The organism is Fibrella rubiginis (genome assembly GCF_017353185.1).
In the GTDB taxonomy this organism is placed as follows: Bacteria; Bacteroidota; Bacteroidia; order Cytophagales; family Spirosomataceae; genus Fibrella; species Fibrella rubiginis.
Map to the genome: position 1 here is coordinate 114,202 of NZ_JAFMYV010000013.1, position 18,512 is coordinate 132,713.

At 52.8% G+C, this 18,512-nt stretch carries 16 protein-coding genes; all 16 read left to right on the forward strand.

The window, feature by feature from the left end:
* Nucleotides 1-4 precede the first annotated feature (4 nt).
* Nucleotides 5-478: a DUF2147 domain-containing protein gene (locus tag J2I47_RS22225; protein WP_207366814.1), complete on the forward strand. Its 474-nt coding sequence runs from the start codon at nucleotides 5-7 to the stop codon at nucleotides 476-478.
* Nucleotides 479-681: 203 nt separating this feature from the next.
* Nucleotides 682-1,638 (forward strand): PepSY-like domain-containing protein, encoded by a 957-nt coding sequence (locus J2I47_RS22230; RefSeq protein ID WP_207366815.1) that lies wholly within the window; start codon nucleotides 682-684, stop codon nucleotides 1,636-1,638.
* 73 nt (nucleotides 1,639-1,711) lie between these two features.
* Nucleotides 1,712-2,158 (forward strand): hypothetical protein, encoded by a 447-nt coding sequence (locus J2I47_RS22235; RefSeq protein WP_207366816.1) that lies wholly within the window; start codon nucleotides 1,712-1,714, stop codon nucleotides 2,156-2,158.
* Nucleotides 2,159-2,205: 47 nt separating this feature from the next.
* Nucleotides 2,206-3,549, forward strand: a complete 1,344-nt coding sequence (locus J2I47_RS22240; RefSeq protein ID WP_207366817.1) for a S41 family peptidase — start codon at nucleotides 2,206-2,208, stop codon at nucleotides 3,547-3,549.
* A gap of 171 nt (nucleotides 3,550-3,720) precedes the next feature.
* Nucleotides 3,721-4,677 carry a glycosyltransferase family 2 protein gene (locus tag J2I47_RS22245; RefSeq protein WP_207366818.1) on the forward strand — a complete coding sequence of 319 codons (957 nt, stop codon included), beginning with the start codon at nucleotides 3,721-3,723 and terminating at the stop codon, nucleotides 4,675-4,677.
* 154 nt (nucleotides 4,678-4,831) lie between these two features.
* Complete coding sequence (locus J2I47_RS22250; RefSeq protein ID WP_207366819.1) at nucleotides 4,832-5,278, forward strand: Rieske (2Fe-2S) protein; 447 nt, start codon at nucleotides 4,832-4,834, stop codon at nucleotides 5,276-5,278.
* A 64-nt stretch (nucleotides 5,279-5,342) separates the two neighbouring features.
* Nucleotides 5,343-6,020, forward strand: a complete 678-nt coding sequence (locus tag J2I47_RS22255; RefSeq protein WP_207366820.1) for a hypothetical protein — start codon at nucleotides 5,343-5,345, stop codon at nucleotides 6,018-6,020.
* A 9-nt stretch (nucleotides 6,021-6,029) separates the two neighbouring features.
* The gene (locus tag J2I47_RS22260; protein WP_207366821.1) at nucleotides 6,030-6,605 is read left to right on the forward strand and encodes a YceI family protein; all 576 of its coding nucleotides are present in this window, start codon (nucleotides 6,030-6,032) and stop codon (nucleotides 6,603-6,605) included.
* Between the two features lie 148 nt (nucleotides 6,606-6,753).
* Nucleotides 6,754-7,140, forward strand: a complete 387-nt coding sequence (locus J2I47_RS22265) for a hypothetical protein (RefSeq protein ID WP_207366822.1) — start codon at nucleotides 6,754-6,756, stop codon at nucleotides 7,138-7,140.
* 277 nt (nucleotides 7,141-7,417) lie between these two features.
* Nucleotides 7,418-7,885 carry a hypothetical protein gene (locus tag J2I47_RS22270; protein WP_207366823.1) on the forward strand — a complete coding sequence of 156 codons (468 nt, stop codon included), beginning with the start codon at nucleotides 7,418-7,420 and terminating at the stop codon, nucleotides 7,883-7,885.
* Between the two features lie 74 nt (nucleotides 7,886-7,959).
* The gene (locus tag J2I47_RS22275; protein ID WP_229374876.1) at nucleotides 7,960-8,631 is read left to right on the forward strand and encodes a Dps family protein; all 672 of its coding nucleotides are present in this window, start codon (nucleotides 7,960-7,962) and stop codon (nucleotides 8,629-8,631) included.
* An 84-nt stretch (nucleotides 8,632-8,715) separates the two neighbouring features.
* Nucleotides 8,716-9,261 (forward strand): Dps family protein, encoded by a 546-nt coding sequence (locus tag J2I47_RS22280; protein WP_207366824.1) that lies wholly within the window; start codon nucleotides 8,716-8,718, stop codon nucleotides 9,259-9,261.
* A gap of 63 nt (nucleotides 9,262-9,324) precedes the next feature.
* Complete coding sequence (locus tag J2I47_RS22285; protein ID WP_207366825.1) at nucleotides 9,325-11,523, forward strand: catalase; 2,199 nt, start codon at nucleotides 9,325-9,327, stop codon at nucleotides 11,521-11,523.
* Nucleotides 11,524-11,624: 101 nt separating this feature from the next.
* Nucleotides 11,625-16,019: a CusA/CzcA family heavy metal efflux RND transporter gene (locus J2I47_RS22290; protein WP_207366826.1), complete on the forward strand. Its 4,395-nt coding sequence runs from the start codon at nucleotides 11,625-11,627 to the stop codon at nucleotides 16,017-16,019.
* 56 nt (nucleotides 16,020-16,075) lie between these two features.
* On the forward strand, nucleotides 16,076-17,266 hold the full coding sequence (locus J2I47_RS22295) for an efflux RND transporter periplasmic adaptor subunit (protein ID WP_207366827.1): 1,191 nt from the start codon (nucleotides 16,076-16,078) through the stop codon (nucleotides 17,264-17,266).
* 21 nt (nucleotides 17,267-17,287) lie between these two features.
* Nucleotides 17,288-18,499, forward strand: coding sequence for an MFS transporter (locus tag J2I47_RS22300; protein WP_207366828.1), 1,212 nt, complete (start codon nucleotides 17,288-17,290; stop codon nucleotides 18,497-18,499).
* The last annotated feature ends 13 nt before the right edge of the window (nucleotides 18,500-18,512 follow it).

The following is an 18,512-nucleotide window of genomic DNA, read 5'->3' on the forward strand; positions in this document are numbered from 1 at the left end:
CGTAATGATAGCCCTCTTGTTGAGCGGATTATCAATTCTTACCAGCTTTACGAGTACTGCGGTCGAAAACCGCATAGTGGGTATCTGGCAGTCGGTGGATAATGACCTACGCGTTGAGATGTACGCTCATAATGGGCAATACAACGGTCGCTTAGCCTGGTTTCTGTGTGCGGATGACGACCCGCCGATGGCCGCGCAACTCGATACGGAAAACCCGAACCCTGCCCTCCGTAGTCGCCCTTGGCTGGGGATGAACATTGTTGAACAGCTAACCTACACAGGGCATGATGAATGGAGCGGTGGCAAAGTCTATGATCCCAACTCCGGCCACACGTTTGAAGCCACCGTCAGGCTGACAAACCCCGACCGACTTATTGTTAGAGGGTTCTGGAAAACGCCCCTGTTTGGGCGAAATATGCAGTTTCATCGGATAGCACCTGGGGAGAAGCAACCAGGCGAACTTTCGGCGAAAAAATAACAACGCTCAGGCAACGGTCACGGATTCATTGTCCGTAATATGTCTTGAAGGTGATCTCCTTTATTACTGCTGACTGCCTGTTTGCGTCGGGCAGTGAAGTTTAAACGTCGCTGTGTGCTTCGCGAACATACAGGGGTTGACTCGCATCGAACGAGTCGCCCACCGTAACCTTTTTTTAACAACCATCAGTTTTGTACAATCAAATGAGAAACACACTCTTCGCCATTCTTGGCGGACTCTTGTTGCTGGCTTCCTGCTCTCAACAAAATGCGTCGATTACCCCCACGACCGGTACAACGGTGGTAGCCAGTTCGGTGCCTTCTTTAGTGTTGGCATCGTTGCAGCAAAATTTTCCGACGGCCACTTTGGTGAGCTGGTCGAAAGTATCGTTGCAAACATACCAGGCCAGTTTTACGGCGAACAATAAGGCTCGCCTGGCCAACATAAGCGCAACGGGTACGTTCATAGCTGCTTACGGAGTTGTCGATCCGGCAACCCTTCCTAAAACAATTATCGACTACATCACGGCCAACTACGCCGGGGCAACGTTGGTACGAGCCGGTACTCAAACAGATAGTGCCGGGGCCATCACGCAGTACGAAGTGATTATTCTCATTAATAATGTGCAGTACGAACTGGAGTTTGATGCGACTGGTAAGTTCCTCAAACAGGAAACCGAAGATGGGCATCAGCAGGGCACTGCCGTTGCTCAATCGGCCTTGCCCGCTACTATCAGGACGTATCTAAGCACGACCTATCCCGGCTATGCATTTGTGCAGGCCAGCAGCCGCAGTACCAATGGGGCCGTGACATCCTACATGGTGGACATTACGTATAATGGCGCAAACTACGACGTACTTTTCGACGGAACCGGGGCATTCACGAGCGCCCACGCTGAAGGGCAGGGCGGTGGTGACAAGGGCAAAGGATCGGGTGGCGACGGACATGACGGCAGCGAAACGACCATCGCGCAGGCCGACCTGCCCGCGACCGTCACGACATACCTAACCACCAATTACGCGGGCTATACGTTTGGGGCAGCTACGGTCGATAAAGACAGTGCTGGAACCGTGACTAAGTATGAGGTGAAATTCACCCTCAATGGTAAGACCTACGAAGCGGAGTTCGATTCTACCGGCAAGTTTTTGAAACTTGATTAAGACTCATTTATTGATTAACCCAGACAGCGGGGTGCCGTTCCCAAAATGGAACGGCACCTATTTTATTTAGCCTATGAAATATGCACTTATTCTCTTAGCCACGCTCTTGCTGGCTGCCTGTGCTAAAAAGCAGGACGTAACGCCTGATCCGGCAAGTACCGTCGCGGGCACGTATCCGCTCACCTATGTCCGAAGCGATTCGGCGGGCGTTAAATTGTATGAGTATACCCTGCCCTACACGGCTGGCTCGAACACCCTGTCGGGTACCATGACCGCCCGGCGCGACTCAGCCGCCGTGATCTTCCTGACGCAGACGATCAAAGTGACGGGTTACAGCGATCAAACCTCGGTTATTGGGTCGGCACGCTTGCAGGCCAATGGCAGTGGCTACGATATGTATTTGAGCAACCAGAAGATTGGTACTGCCGATGGCACCACGCTCAACATTGATGAACAGCAAACAGACCCTGCAACCAGTACGGTGTATCATAATTGGATCACGGGCCGTAAGGCTCAGTAGTTTTTACTTCTTTACAGAGATTCGTTTACCCAATTTCAACTACGTGCATGAACCGAATCCTTATTCTGCTCATCGTCGGGGGGCTGTTGTCGCTAGGCGGCTGCCATAAAGCGGCTCTTGACGCAGTAACACCTGTAACCACAGTCGCTACGACGACCCCCGATATTCGCGACTCGTTATACCTGTACATGAAGGACATGTATCTGTGGTACGACAAGTTGCCCGCTACGTTCAATACACGGGCTTTCACAGACCCAACCATTGAAATGGATACCTTACGGACCGTGCAGCCGCTCGACCGCTGGTCATTCGTCGAGAAAGCGGCTACCTTCAACAGTTATTTTGCCAACGGGCAAACCGGTGACTATGGCTTCTGGATTAAGTATGACGCAAACAACGACCTGCGGGTACGTTACGTGTACGCCCAATCACCAGCGGGTTTAGCGGGCGTTAAACGCGGTTGGAAACTAACGACCATTAACGGTCAGGATGTGAAGACGATGACGAGCACCGCCATTGTTGATGCTTTCTACGGTACGGCAACCTCTACAACATTTGGTTTTGACAAGCCAGACGGAATCACCGTGACAAGCATGCCGCTGACGGTGACCAACTACACCCTCAACACGGTGCTGTATAGCAATACCTACTCTGTTAACGGCAAGACGGTTGGGTACTTAGTCTTCAATAGCTTTACGGGAACGCCCTCCCAGCAGGAGTTAGCTACGGCCCTGAACCGATTTGAGTCAGCAGGCGTCAGCGACCTGATTGTTGACTTGCGGTACAATGGCGGAGGTGACGTTAGCACACAGGAGTACCTGGCAAACCGGTTGGCTCCCGTGTCGGTTGGTTCCTCACCCATGTATTCGACCTTTCATAACGCTAAACTGAGCGGTTGGAACAAAACGGTGAACTTTGCTAAAACAGGTAGCCTTAATTTATCCCGCGTTTTTTTTATTACTACCTCGGGGACGGCCTCGGCCAGCGAGTTGCTGATTAATAACCTGAAGCCGTATTTAGATGTGAAAACCATCGGGTCTGTTACCCACGGCAAGCCGGTTGGCATGTACGGCTTTAATGTCATGGACTATGTACTGGCCCCTATTGCTTTCCGAACAGTTAATGCGAAAAATGTGGGCGATTATTTTAACGGCCTTCCGGTAGATGTGAGTGTTGTTGATGGTCCGAGCAGCGACTGGGGCGATCCCAACGAAGCATGTCTGGCTACGGCCCTGCACTACATCACTAACGGCTCTTTTGCCAATGTAAAAAACCCATCTGCCAATGCTCGGGAGTCCGCATCATCGGCTGATGCCAACCGTTTGTTCGACGGATCGACTATTCGGCCTATGCTGGGCCACTTGCCTGTTATGGCTACCATAAGCCGGTGAATGCCATGCGAATTGTCGAAACACAGATTCGTTACTACGTCACCCAGTACTATCATCCGCCGTTGAGTTCAATTATAACCACCCTACCGGAAGTGGCAACCAGTTCATTCGATCTCAGTAGTGTTATTACCCGACATTGACCATACGAGCACATTCTTATTATAATGACACATGATCAGCTTAGTCGTACCGGCGTTTAACGAAGCGGAGACGCTGCCCGTTGTGATCCACCGTCTTATGGCCATAATGGAACCGCACGGGACTTACGAGATTCTGATCATTGACGATGGCAGTACCGATCAGTCTCGGGTCGTATTGCGGCAACTAACTGCGGCCTATCCGGTCGTCCGGTTCCTGTCGTTCTCGCGCAACTTCGGTCACCAGATGGCTCTGCGAGCTGGGTATGAACACGCTCGTGGCGAGGCTGTTATCTGTCTCGACGCTGATCTGCAACACCCGCCCGAATTGATCCCGGCCCTGATTGCAAAATGGCTCGAAGGAGCTGAGATTGTCTACACCGTTCGGCAGTCTGACCCGTCGCTTTCGTGGTTCAAGCGCACCACCTCAAAAACGTTCTATAGCCTATTGCGTTGGGTTTCAAACCTGCAACTTGAAGATGGAGTAGCAGATTTCCGGCTGCTCGACCGTAAAATAGTCGATACCATCAATCAGTTTAAGGAGAACGATCTGTTCCTGCGCGGGGCTATCTCGTGGGTTGGTTTCCGACAGTGCCGCATCCTTTATCAGCCAGCTACCCGCTACGCCGGTCGCTCTGAATACTCGTTCGGCAAGATGTTGAAATTAGCCGCTATGGGCATCACCTCGTTTTCCACCAGGCCGCTCTACCTGTCCGTCCTGCTCGGCTTTAGCATGTCGGGGTTTGCTGCGTTATTTGGCATGGAGGTGCTGTACGAATACTTTTTTACCAATGCCACCGTCTCCGGCTGGACAACGCTGGTCGTGCTGGTATCGCTCATCGGCGGGGCTCAGTTCATTATGATCGGTATCATCGGGGTCTATTTAGGCAAAACGTTCGTTGAGGTGAAGGGCCGACCAGCCTACATCATAGACGACATGAGTGAGATTGAGGAGGTCGTAGCGAAAACGGCGATTACGGAGCGGATTTAAAATAAGATGGTAAGTCAATGTCGGTGGTACTTGACGCGAACGGTATGGCAACGGAAACAGAAACAAGTATCGCCTTAAGATGCGGCTATAAATTTTGAAGCAGCAGGCAACGGTACGAGAGAGAAATGGCGTATTCCGCTTAAACGCTATCTGTATGTCACAAGTAAGCAAGACCGACGCACTGAGCCGTCATGATTTTCTTCGCCAATTAGGTTTTCAGGGGGCAGCCCTGATGGCTGTTTACTGCGCCGGACAGTCACTCACTTCGTGTAGTGCGGGTGCCAACGTAACCCCCACACCGCTAAACAGTCCGGTGACTGTTGATCTAACCAGTGCGTCCAATGCCGCCCTTAAGAACGTCGGCGGGTATGTTATCACCAACAACATTGTGGTAGCTAACACGACGCAGGGGTACGTAGCGGCTACGGTCGTGTGCAGCCATGAGGGTCAGCGGCAGGTTCAATTGCAAAATAATGAATTCTACTGCACAGCTCATGGTGCCCGCTTCGACCTATCGGGCAAAGGTCTCAACGCCAATGGGAGCCGGGGCCTGACGGTCTATAAAGTTACTCAATCCGGTAACGTTCTAACAATTTCCTGATGAATGGCATCGCCCGTCTGTGGTCGGGCGATGCGTTTTGCGCTTTTACCTATCCAATTGATTTATGCGCATCTTTTTCACATTACTACTGATCGGGTGTTTTGCACTGATCCGAAGCTACGCCCAAACTGCACCGGTGGCTATTCCAGCCGACACGGCTGCGCCCGTCACGGCGACGAACAATCTGCTCGCTGACTTGGTCGATAGCACCGAACAACAGCCATTGCTACCGCATAAAATGATTTTTACGCAACGGGTGTTTTGGGGGCCAAAAGGGTTACTACGTGTTACTGATCTGGCTCCACTCACGGCAGAAGGCCGGGCTAAAGAGTTGAAAATCCGGCGTACCATGTTGGTCGGTCATCAGGTGATGGGCTTCGTGACGCTGGCCGGTTTTGTGGCACAGGGCATTGTTGGGGCCAAGCTGTACAATGCGACCGGCGATCAATACAGCCGATTGCTCAACGTACATAGTGCCTTGGCAACGGGAGTTAACGTTACATATACGACTACTGCCCTTCTGTCTCTAACCGCTCCTCCCAAAATGCTTGATGAACGGCGGGGGTTAAGTTCGATCAAGTTACATAAATACCTGGCAATGGTTCACATCGCCGGTATGATAGCGACGAATGTACTGGCCGGTTCGCTCCAACAGCATCCTGAACTGAAGCCCTATCATCGGGCAGCGGCCTACACGACGTTCGGGGCTTTCGCGCTGTCAATCATCGCCATTAAAATCTGACGCTCACGTATGAATCGCTCAAGTTTTGCTCCCTTGCTTGGTGTCGGAATACTGTTTCTGCTGGCCTTTACTGCACCAATGACGTCGCGCAAACTCATTGCTGACAAAGCCAAATCCGTCATGACCTACACGATGCGCCATCCCATGCATACCTGGGATGGCGTAAGCCACGACGTGCAAAGTGCAGTGGTTTATAACGACGCGACAGACCGCATCGAGGCCGTAGCTGTCGCGGCAAAGATTGCCTCCTTCGACAGCCAAAATGCGAACCGGGATTCGCACACCATTGAGATTGTAGAAGGCATCAAGTACCCCCGTGTTACGTTTACCAGTACGCGTATCGATCAGGCGGGCGATAAGCTCAGTATCCGGGGTAATCTTTTCTTTCACGGCGTGACTAAGCTAATCATAATAGACGGCATCCGGGCTGACAAAGGCGATTGGTTAGTGGTTACCGGCGAGTTTTCGATTAAGATGAGCGATAATAACGTAGAAAGACCGTCGCTGATGATGGTGCTAACGGAGGAATCGTTCATGATCAAATTCTCGTTAGCTTACAACAAGGCGGCCCTGCAAAATCAATAATTATGTATCAGTAATGCAACTGATAGTTAGTGCGTTATAACGAACAGTTTTAGTATAGCATTAGATTATTTCTAAATTAGAGAAATACGAGACAGATGGGAAACTTTGTCTCTCTAGGATCGTTAGTCCTGTAACATAGTAGAGAATCATGAAATCGATTGTTGCATTTGTGTTGGCGTGCTGGATGCTGGGAGGCAGTTTACTACCCGGCTTTGGCATTGACCAGTCGGCCCACTGGGGCGATCTGGTGCAACACTACCAGCAACACCGAAAAGCCGACGCTACCCTGTCGTTCGCTAATTTTCTGAAGATGCATTACGGGGCCGATTCTGAACACCAGAAACACCCCAGCCACAGTCACCACAATCTACCGTCAAGCGGTCATTCGGTGCCTGTTTACGCGCCAACTACGCTGCGTCTGGCTGCCCCCAATCTGATGCAGGTTCTGATGCCCTCCACTGCGGTGTTCTTCCGTAAGGCAGACCTGTACTCGTTCCTCGCGGTTTTCGCGTTGATTAATCCCCCCCGACGGTAGTCTCCTGCCGCCCCTGGCCTACGTGCGTCCTCACGATTTTAACGTGAGCACACATCCTCGTAGGCCCCACTTTCAATCGGTGTACTGGTTTGCCATTAAAACAGCGATTTAGCTGAGGATTCATCCTGCGCTTTGTTCCGTCGTGCTACGTTCGTTAGCACCCAATGGGCTATACCAGTCTGTATCGTTGCGGCTTTTGCCCCGGCAACGAAACGCACCCACGTAGGCTTTTGAGCCTACCCCCTGCTGTACAACCAATTCAATCCTACAATTATTTATGACAATCAATGGAGCACACTGGCACCTGCTGGTGAATCATTTACCCATTATTGGTGGCCTGATGGCTACCCTCGTGCTGGGCTACGGGCTGTTTCGACGTAACGAAATGGTGATCAAGCTCGGATTTGGCCTCTTCGTGTTGATGAGCATTGCTACGGCCATCACGAACCAAACCGGTGAAAGTGCCGAGCATTATCTGGAGTCCATCAACGCGCTCGACAAACAGCGTTTGCATGCTCATGAACAGGCGGCTGACTGGGCCAACATTGGCATGTACCTGACGGGTGGACTGTCACTACTGGCTTTAGTCTGGCAACGGGCCAAACAACTGGCCTGGTTACCAGCCCTCATCTTCCTGACGTCGCTTGTCACCTTCGGCCTGATGGCTAATGTAGGCCGTTTAGGTGGGCTGATTATGCACCAGGAACTACGTACCGAACAATCGGTCACCCCGGCTACGCGGTAGCCCCATCCTTGCGAGTACCGAGTACCTTTTTATAAACAGTTCAAGTTCAGTTTCATTTTTCAACACTCAATTTTATGAAAATTCAGTCAAGCGTTGAGACGCGTAAAACACTGAAAATGTGTGTCGCCGGTGGCCTGTGTGCTCTGGCTCTGATGGCCCAGCCCGTGCTGGCTCAAAACCGCCGGGCGGGCGATACCAATCAACCCCGCGCCGGGGCGACAACCGAGCCGGGTACACCGTCAGGCTCACAGTTGGGCAACTACCGCAATGAGCGGGCCGATGCCTGGATTCCGCTGGAGCAGGAAAAGCGACAGGCCATCAACGCCGATTTGCAGGCAACGGTAGTAGAGTTGTTGGAGCTTTTTCACGATGCCAAGCAGTCGCATTGGAACCTGCGCGGGCCGCTGTATTTGCCCCTGCACGAACAGCTACAGGAGTACGCCGACACGTACCGCAAGTACGCCGACCTGCTTGCTGAACGCCAATTGCAGATTGGCATCCCCACAGATGGCCGCACGAGTACCATTGTTGAAACGGCCAACTTGCCCAAGTTTCCGGCTGGTTTCCTATCGGACCGACAGGTGCTCGACATCATGACCGAGCGCATTTTCACCATTGCCAAACGGGTACGTTCACGCGTGGAGAGCACGGCTAAAAATGGCGACGAAGTAACGTCGAACAAGTTTCAGGACTTGAGTTACGAGTTGGACAAGCAGGTCTGGCAGTTCCGTGTCCACATGCAGTAGCAGGGATTGGTGGGTCGAGTTGGTTTGCACTAACTCGCCCTGCTTAAACAATTCATTTTCACAGAACTACACGCAAAATAAATCATGGAAAACCAACAGAAAACGCTGGCGCAACAGGCCCCGGCTCAACTCGGGAATTACCGCAATGAGAAAGCGGACAAGTGGGTACCTTTCGAGGCTGATAAAGCCGAGCGAAAAGAGATGGTCACCGGCCTGCTTCAGGCGACGGTAGTAGAACTGCTTGAACTCTACCACAGCACGAAACAAAGTCACTGGAATCTGCGGGGGCCGCTCTACTTCCCCTTGCACGAAAATTTGGACGAGTACGCAACGATTCAACTCGAATTTACTGATCGGATTGCTGAACGGGCCTTGCACATCGGAGCGCCCATCGACGGACGTACCGGCGTGATAGCTCAAACCGCAAACTTGGGCGAATTCCCAGCCGGTTACCTGGCCGACCATCACGTACTTGAGCTAATGACGGAGCGGATTTATAAGGTGGCAACGCGGGTCCGTCAACGAATCGAGCAGCTTAGTCAGGTCGATGAAACGACTTCAAACCTGCTTCAGGAACTCAGCTACGCCCTCGATAAGCAGGTGTGGCAGTTACGAGTACACATGCAATAAATTTCGGTGGGTGGAGGCACATGCCCCCACCCAACCAATTTCCTTTTCAATCAACGATTCATCATGGAAACGACCCAACAATCAGAGCATCAGCTTCATTCCGCAACAAATGGTCAGTCAACTCCTGAGCCAGCGGTTACCATACCAGCGGAACACCCGCTAAAAACGTCGAATCACGAACCGCTGACTACTAACGTAGGCCAGCCCATTGCCACCGACCAAAATTCGCTTCGGGCTGGCGAACGCGGTCCGACCCTGCTCGAAGACTACGTATTGCGCGAGAAACTTCAGCACTTCGACCACGAGCGGATACCCGAACGGATCGTTCATGCGCGCGGGGCGGCTGCCCACGGTTTCTTCCAGCTTTACGATTCGCTGGAAGACCTGACTACGGCCAAAGTGCTGACCGATACATCCGCACAGACACCGGTATTTGTCCGATTTTCGACCGTTGCCGGATCAAGGGGATCAGCAGACACTGCCCGCGACGTGCGTGGTTTCGCCGTAAAAATGTACACGACAGAAGGAAACTGGGACATTGTGGGTAACAACATACCAGTGTTCTTTATTCAGGACGCCATTAAATTTCCTGACCTGATTCACGCGGCCAAACCAGAACCGGATCGCGAGATTCCGCAAGCGGCAACGGCGCATGATACATTCTGGGATTTCATCTCGCTAACGCCCGAATCCATGCACATGGTGATGTGGATCATGAGCGACCGGACGCTTCCCCGTAGCTTCGGGATGATGGAAGGGTTCGGCGTTCACACGTTCCGCTTAGTTAACGCCAAGGGGGAATCCACGTTTGTCAAATTTCACTGGAAACCGCTGCTGGGTGTGCATTCGCTGGTCTGGGATGAAGCGCAACAAATTGCGGGTAAAGATGCCGACTTTCACCGGCGAAGCATGTGGGACTCCATCAAAGCGGGCAATTTCCTGGAATGGGAACTGGGCATTCAAACCCTGCCCGAAGCCGACGAGCAGAAATACGATTTCGACATTCTGGATGCCACCAAGCTGTGGCCCGAAGAGTTATTGCCGGTTCGGCGGGTGGGCAAAATGACGCTCAACCGCAATCCGGATAACTACTTTGCCGAAACCGAGCAGGTCGCCTTCAATACCACCAACGTGGTGCCGGGCATCGACTTCAGCAATGACCCATTGCTACAGGGCCGTAACTTCTCCTATCTGGATACGCAACTGAGTCGGCTCGGTAGCCCCAATTTTACCGAGTTGCCCATCAACCGCCCAAGATGCCCGGTCTCCAATAATCAGCGTGATGCCCAGATGCGGCATACAATTGATAAAGGCCGCGTCTCCTACGCCCCGGCCTCGCTCGACGGGCATTCGCCCGATGAAGTTACCCCAGCGCGGGGCGGGTTTGTTAGTTATCCCGCGTCGGTCAATGGCCCCAAAGTGCGGGCGCGCAGTCAATCGTTTGATGACCATTACGGGCAGGCAAAGTTGTTTTGGAACAGCATGAGCGGTTCCGAAAAGGAACACATCGTCAAGGCTCTACAATTTGAGCTGAGTATGGTTGAAACCCGCACGGTCCGGCAACGAATGCTGAAACACCTGCTCCAGATCAATCACGTGCTGGCGGAACAAGTCGCATCAGCCCTAGGTGAACTGGTTGCGGATGGACACAATCCGGCTCAATCACGGGGTACCGCTGACTCAATAGCTGGGGTGCATCTGCTAGCGGGTGCAACATCAGAAACAACGGCATCGGGTGGCGTTCAACAATCGAAAGCACTGAGTATGCAAGATCAGCCGACCAGTGCCAAAGGGCGTAAGGTAGCCATTTTGGTAGCGAACGATGTCGATAGCTGGCAGGTAGCCACGCTACAGGAAGCGCTACAACGGGCTGGGTCGAAAAGTGATCTGGTAGGTCTGCACATAGGCAGAATTCAGGGACACGGGGGTACACTGGAGGTTACCAAAACCTTGGCTAATAGTAGTTCTGTCCTCTACGACGCGGTGTTTGTTGTGGGCGGTCCGGGCGCAGCAGCTCTACAGCACAAGGGTGATGCCCACGTTTTTGTGGCGCAGGCTTACAAGCATGGTAAACCCGTCGCTGCTACAGGTGAGGGGGTAGACCTGCTAACGGCTGCGCTGCCAACGGAAGCCTTTCATCACAAGCTGGGGGTCATCGCTGAGCAACACGCGGCCCATCAGCAGCAGGCCATAAAACAGTTTGTGGATATCGTAGGCACTCGGCACTGGAATCGCCCTGACTTAGAACACGTAGCTGCCTAATAAACTATTTGGCGGGGCAAATTCGCAAATCCCACATTTAGGGACTTTGCCCCGCCTTTTTCAACGCCAGTTGTACATAGCCATTTTGCTTTTTATACCTGATGCTAAACGCCATTATCAATTTTTCCATCCGCAATAAGCTAATTATTGGCTTGTTCACGCTGGCCCTAATCGGTTGGGGCGTTTGGTCAGTAACGCAGTTACCGATTGACGCTGTGCCGGACATCACCAACAATCAGGTGCAGGTCATCACCCAAAGTCCCTCACTGGCTGCCGAAGACATCGAGCGGTTAGTCACGTTTCCTATTGAAGTTGGGTTATCTAACATTCCTGGCCTGAACGAAATTCGGTCTTTCTCTCGCTTTGGCCTGTCCATCGTTACGGTCGTTTTCACCGATGCGACGGATGTATACTGGGCCAGACAGCAAATCGCCGAACGGCTACAAAACCTGGCGGGTCAGATTCCGCCTGGCGTGGGTACGCCCACAATGGCCCCGGTGACGACGGGCTTGGGCGAAATCTTCCAATACACAGTCGTACCCAAAAAAGGATATGAAGCCAAGTATTCGCTCACTGATCTACGAACGATCCAGGATTGGACGATTCGCCGGGGACTCCTGGGTACGCCCGGCGTGGCCGATGTCAGCGGCTTTGGGGGGTTACTAAAGCAATACGAGATTGCCGTTGACCCCGACCGGTTACGGAGCGTGGGGGTGACGATTACAGACATTTTCACGGCGCTGCAACAGAATAATCAAAATACGGGAGGGGCCTATATTGATAAAAAGCCAAATGCCTATTTCATCCGCTCAAACGGCCTGATTACGTCCACAAATGACATTGCTGATATTGTCGTCAAGCTAAACAACCAGGGGCTTCCCGTGCGGGTACGCGACGTGGCGCAGGTAGGCATCGGATCGGCGGTTCGTTACGGGGCCGTTACTCGTAACGGACAGGGTGAAACGGTAGGCGCGTTGGTGATGATGATTAAAGGCGAGAATTCGTCGGCGGTCATCAAGCGGGTCAAAGACAAGATCGCCGAAATTCAGAAGACGCTGCCAGAGGGTGTACAAATCGTGCCATTTCTGGACCGCACCAAAATGGTCAACAGTGCCATCGGTACGGTTGAGCACAACCTATTGGAAGGGGCCATCATTGTCATTTTCGTACTGGTGTTGCTACTGGGCAACTTCCGGGCGGGGTTTGTGGTGGCTTCGGTGATTCCGCTGGCCCTGCTATTCGCCATTTCCATGATGAACCTCTTCGGCGTATCGGGCAACCTGATGAGTCTGGGAGCTATCGACTTTGGGTTGATCGTGGACGGGGCCGTCATTATCGTAGAGGCCACCCTGCACCATATTACACTCCGAAATAAAGACAAGACGCTGACGCAGGACGAGATGGATGAAGAGGTCTTTCAGTCGGCCAGCCGCATCCGTTCTTCGGCGGCTTTCGGCGAGATTATCATTCTCATCGTGTATCTGCCCATTCTGGCTTTGTCGGGCATTGAGGGCAAGATGTTTCGGCCAATGGCCCTGACGGTAGCCTTTGCCATTCTGGGCGCGTTTATTCTCTCACTGACCTACGTACCGATGGTGTCGGCCCTGTTCCTTAGTAAAAAGATTGTCCACAAAGAGACGTTCTCCGACAAAATCATGAAGCGCATTCAACGGGTTTATGAACCCCTGTTGTTGGGCGCACTCAAGCATAGGCTGGTTATATTAGTAAGTGCTGTAGCTCTGCTGGTAGTAGCCGTATTTCTATTCTCCCGTATGGGGGGGGAGTTCATCCCACAATTAGATGAAGGTGATTTTGCCGTCGACACCCGCACCCTAACGGGCAGCTCGCTGTCGGAAACCGTAGATGCAACGACTAAAGCCCAGCAAATTTTGCTTCGACAGTTTCCCGAAGTTGAGCAGGTAGTGGGTAAGATTGGCTCTGGCGAAATCCCCACGGATCCTATGCCGATTGAGGCCTCCGACCTGATGGTCATTCTTAAACCGAGAGACCAATGGACATCGGCCGCAAACCGCGACGAACTGGCTGGTAAGATGGCAAAAGCTCTGTCAGTGATTCCGGGGGTGACGTTTGGTTTCCAGCAACCCGTTCAGATGCGCTTTAATGAATTGATGACCGGTGCCCGGCAGGACGTGGCCCTCAAGATATACGGTGATGACCTGAAGCAACTCCAGAAATTGGCATCCGAGGTCGGCAATACCGTGCGAAGTATTCAAGGTGCTCAGGATCTGTATACCGAGCAGGTAGGTGGGCTATCACAGATATTGATTAACCTCAATCGGGCGCAGATTGCTAAATACGGCCTGAACATTGCCGACGTAAATCGGGTCATTAACACAGCATTTGCCGGGCAGTCTGCCGGACAGGTGTTTGAAGGTGAAAAACGCTACGACTTAGTCGTTCGATTAGCCGCCGACAAGCGACAAAGTGTGGACGATATCGGTAATGTGTACATAGCTACGCCTACAGGTCAGCAGATCCCCTTAAGCCAGATTGCTCAAATTTCGGTCGAACAAGCCCCGAACCAGATTCAGCGCGATAACACCCATCGCCGGATCACGCTGGGCTTCAACGTGAGGGGTCGCGACGTAGAAAGCATCGTGGCGGAGTTGCAGCAGAAGATTGGACAACGTCTCAAATTTCCATCGGGTTACTACATCACCTACGGCGGTACGTTTGAGAATTTGGTGGATGCCAAGAAGCGTCTGAGTATTGCTGTGCCCATTGCCTTGGCATTGATCTTCGCCCTGTTGTTTTTCACCTTTGGCTCGGTACGTCAGAGTCTGCTCATTTTCATGGCAATACCAATGGCTGCCATCGGGGGCGTGTTTGCCTTGCTCCTGCGCGGAATGCCGTTCAGTATCTCAGCCGGGGTCGGGTTCATTGCGCTGTTCGGGGTAGCCGTTCTTAACGGAATCGTGCTGATTGCCGAATTTAACCGCCTGCGACACGAAGAGGGCCTAACCGACATGACCGAGATCATCCGGCAAGGGGCTGAGGTCCGGCTGCGGCCCGTTGTGATGACGGCTTTGGTGGCTTCATTCGGCTTTATCCCGATGGCCATTTCCAACTCAGCCGGTGCCGAGGTTCAGAAACCACTAGCTACAGTCGTCATTGGTGGTTTGCTGACGGCCACCCTGCTAACCCTGATCGTGCTTCCTATCCTGTATTCGCTGATGGAGAAAAAAGCATTGGCAAAAGAAGCACAGGCCGCTGCGTCGACTTCCAAGCCTATCAGCACGGTCGTCTCCACTGTTTTATTCCTGCTGATCGCAAACAGTAGCTGGGCGCAGGTGGCTCCGATGCAATCCATTACATTGGATCAGGCCCTTCAGCAGGCTTCCAGTCGAAATGCGCAGGTACAGATAGCCGGGTTGGGTGTCACCCAGCAGCAGGCACTCCGGCGAACGGCCTACGATGCCGGGCGGCTGTCGGCAGTAGCGATGCTGGGGCAGTACAACACCCGTCGGTTCGACAATAACCTGACGGTCACCCAAACAATACCTAACCCCACGTTGATGCGACGATTGGGCGATCTCAACGACCGGGCCGTTAGTGCGCGGGAAGTGGGGGTAATAGTAACACGCAACGACGTGCAGTATCAGGTAAAATCAGCCTACTACGAGTTGAATTACCTGTACCAGAAGAGCATCCTATTCCAACAGCAGGACACGGTATTAACCGAGTTTGTTAAAGCCGCCAACCTGCGCTATAAAGTGGGCGAAACGGGAAGTTTAGAGAAAGCTACTGCCGAAAGCCAGTTAGCGGATCAACGCGTTCGACTGGCACAGAATGAAGCCAACGTAACGGCCAGCCGCACCCGCTTACAAACACTGCTATACAGTCCTCAACCTGTTGAAGCCGTCTCGCAGCCGCTACCCAAATTGACCCTAACGATGGCAACCGATAGCGCGTCGCTAGCGCGCAACCCGCTGTTGAGCCAGTTAGCGCAACAAATTCGAGTAGCCGAGCAAAATCGGCTGGTCGAGCAGGCGCGGCTCAAGCCTGATTTTATCGTCGGCTTGTTTAGTCAGACGCTAATTGGTAGCCAGCTTATCAACGGCAACGAACTCTACTTTGGTCCGGGTTACCGTTTCAACGGGGGGCAGGTGGGTGTCACGTTGCCTTTGCTGGGTAAAGCACAGAAAGCCCGCATCAACGCAGCCCGCGTGGGCGAACAGATCGCACAGGCTGATTTACAGAATCAACAATTTGCGCTGGAGCAGCAACTACAGCAGGCTATTCGCCAATACGAGCAATATCGTGATGCGCTCACGTACTACGAAACCAACGGACTGCCTCAGGCAACGCTGATCCAAACCAACGCCCGGCGGGCATTCAGCAGTGGCGACATCGGGTATGTGGAGTTTTCGCTGGCGATCCAACAGGCATTGACCATCCGGTCGAACTACTTGGATCTGCTCAATCAGTTCAATCAATCTATCCTTTACATCAATTACCTGCTGGGTAATCCATAACCATGTTCCTACACGTGATTAATAAGAAGCAACAACTTACCCGAGGCTTGTACCTAATGATGGGTCTTTCAGGTGTCATGGGCTGGACATCGGGTTGTAATTCCGATAAGACCAACAGTCCTACCGAAGAGGCCAAATCGTCAGCAAGCGCGGATTCAAGCGGATCGAAACGGGACTCAGCGACTGGCCCGGTGCGGGTATCCCTGACCCAGGCGCAGTATGACGTAGCGGCCATAAAGATGGGCCAACCTACGCCCCGGACACTCAGCACCACGCTTAAAGTCAACGGCGTAGTTGACGTACCGGCGCAAAACATGGTATCCGTATCGGTGCCGTTCGGTGGGTACATTCGACAGATTCGGTTAGAGCCAGGGATGCGGGTACGCAAAGGTCAAACGCTGGTCGTGCTCGAAAACCCCGACTACATCCAGCTACAGCAGGACTACTTAGACACAAAAGCCAAGCTTGACTACGCTGACCTCGAATTTGCCCGCCAACAGGAGTTGAGCCGCGACAACGTCAACGCGCTGAAGGTGTTCCAGCAAACCCGCTCGAACCGGCAAAGCCTACAGGCGCAACTGGCTGGTACGGCGCAACGGCTGGCGATCCTACGCATTAACCCGGCCAAACTAACGGCGGGGCAACTGACGCGAACCATCAGCATTCCCTCACCGGTGTCGGGCTTCATTACCAACGTACCCGTCAACAATGGACGGTTCGTGAACCCGGCTGACGTGCTGGCTGAGATCACCGACGTGAGCCATTTGCACGTTCGATTAAGCATCTTTGAGAAAGACGTCAGCCGCATTCGCACGGGGCAAACTATTCGCTTCGGGATGGGTGGCGACGCAACGCTGGCTCATCGGGGCCAAATCTTTCTGATTGGCAAGTCCATTGCCGCTGACCGGACCATCCCGGTTCTGGCGCATCCCAAGGGGCACGCTGAAGATTTCATTCCGGGTGGGTACGTATCGGCTCAGGTTGACGTGAAGACACAACCTCTACCTGCTCTCCCAGAGTCAGCAGTAGTCAACTACGGGGGGCAGTCGCTGATTTACGTACTGGAGGGAAAGCGGGGAAGCCCAGCCACCTATCAGTTTCGGCAGGTATCAATAAAAACGGGAGTCCGCGAGAACGGCTATGTGGCTGTTACGCTCCCCTCCGATGTGAACCCGCAGCAGACACCTATCGTGATGAATGGGGCATACAGCTTGCTCTCAAAGTTGAATAACAGTGAGGAGGAATAAGGTTAATTTTAACCATTCAGAATGCAGACAGTATCAACTCCTTTTTCAAGTTTAAGGAACAAGCCGTTTGCCCGGCTATACACTGCTGAGACAATTAGTCTGCTGGGCGATGCATTTACGTGGGTCGGTATCGCCCTGTTAGCCTATGACTTAGCCAAACAACAGGCGGCTTCTATACTGGCTATAGCGTTAACATTGCGCGTATCAGCATTTATCGTGTTTGCCCCGCTGGCAGGCGTGTGGGCAGATCGCTACCCCCGCCGGACCATTCTCATTGTTACTCACCTGGGCCGAATGGTCGTGGTTAGCTTGTTTCCGTTCGTTACGGAGACGTGGCATGTGTATGGATTGATTATCGGGCTGAACATCTTCAACGCATTCTTCACGCCAGCCTATAAAGCGACCATTCCTCAGTTCGTGACCGGCGGAACTGATTCTAAGCAGGCTATTGCTTTGTCAAATGCAACGTACCAATTATTGGGCGTTTTGGGGCCAGGTTTGGCCGGGGCACTGGCAGGACTACTTGGGGTTCAACAAATTTTCTGGTTGGATGCCATTTCATTTTTGCTGGCGGGTATCTTAATCGCTACCCTACCCCGGTCAGCCTGGACCCGGTTACCGCTACTGACAGGGTCAGCCCAAACAACAACCTGGCAGGGTATTCGCAACGGTACGCAATGGCTTTTCAGGCAACCGGCCATACGGTTCTCGCTACTGATGGAATTCATAGCCGCGCTGGCGGGTGCCCAGATTTTGGTTAATACGGTGGGGTTGGTAAAAGGGACTATGGGCCAGGATGATCAGCACTATGGATGGGTTATGTCTGGCTTTGGCGTTGGAGCGACCCTGGCCGCCTTTGGCGTTTCGCGGCTAACGCAACGGTTTCGCTTGCCAATGATTGCTCTGTTTGGTGCGCTCATAGCATCTTTGGCTATTTTACCCGCTCAGGAAGTATCATTAACAGGCTTACTAATCCTTTGGGCCGTAGCCGGTATGGGGCAGAGTTTGGCCGAGATGCCTAACCAATTCCTTATTGCCGAGCGGATACCACCTGCTGAACAGGGTCGCGTGTACGGTGCCCATTTCGCCTGGTCACACACCTGGTGGGCCATTGGCTACCCGCTGGCAGGCTGGTTAGGTAGTCGCTTTACCCCACAAACGTTCTGGATCGGGGGACTCATCGCGATGACCTGTTGGTTAGTAGCAACTGTAGCACTCAGACGCACTACATGACTTACACTTTTAA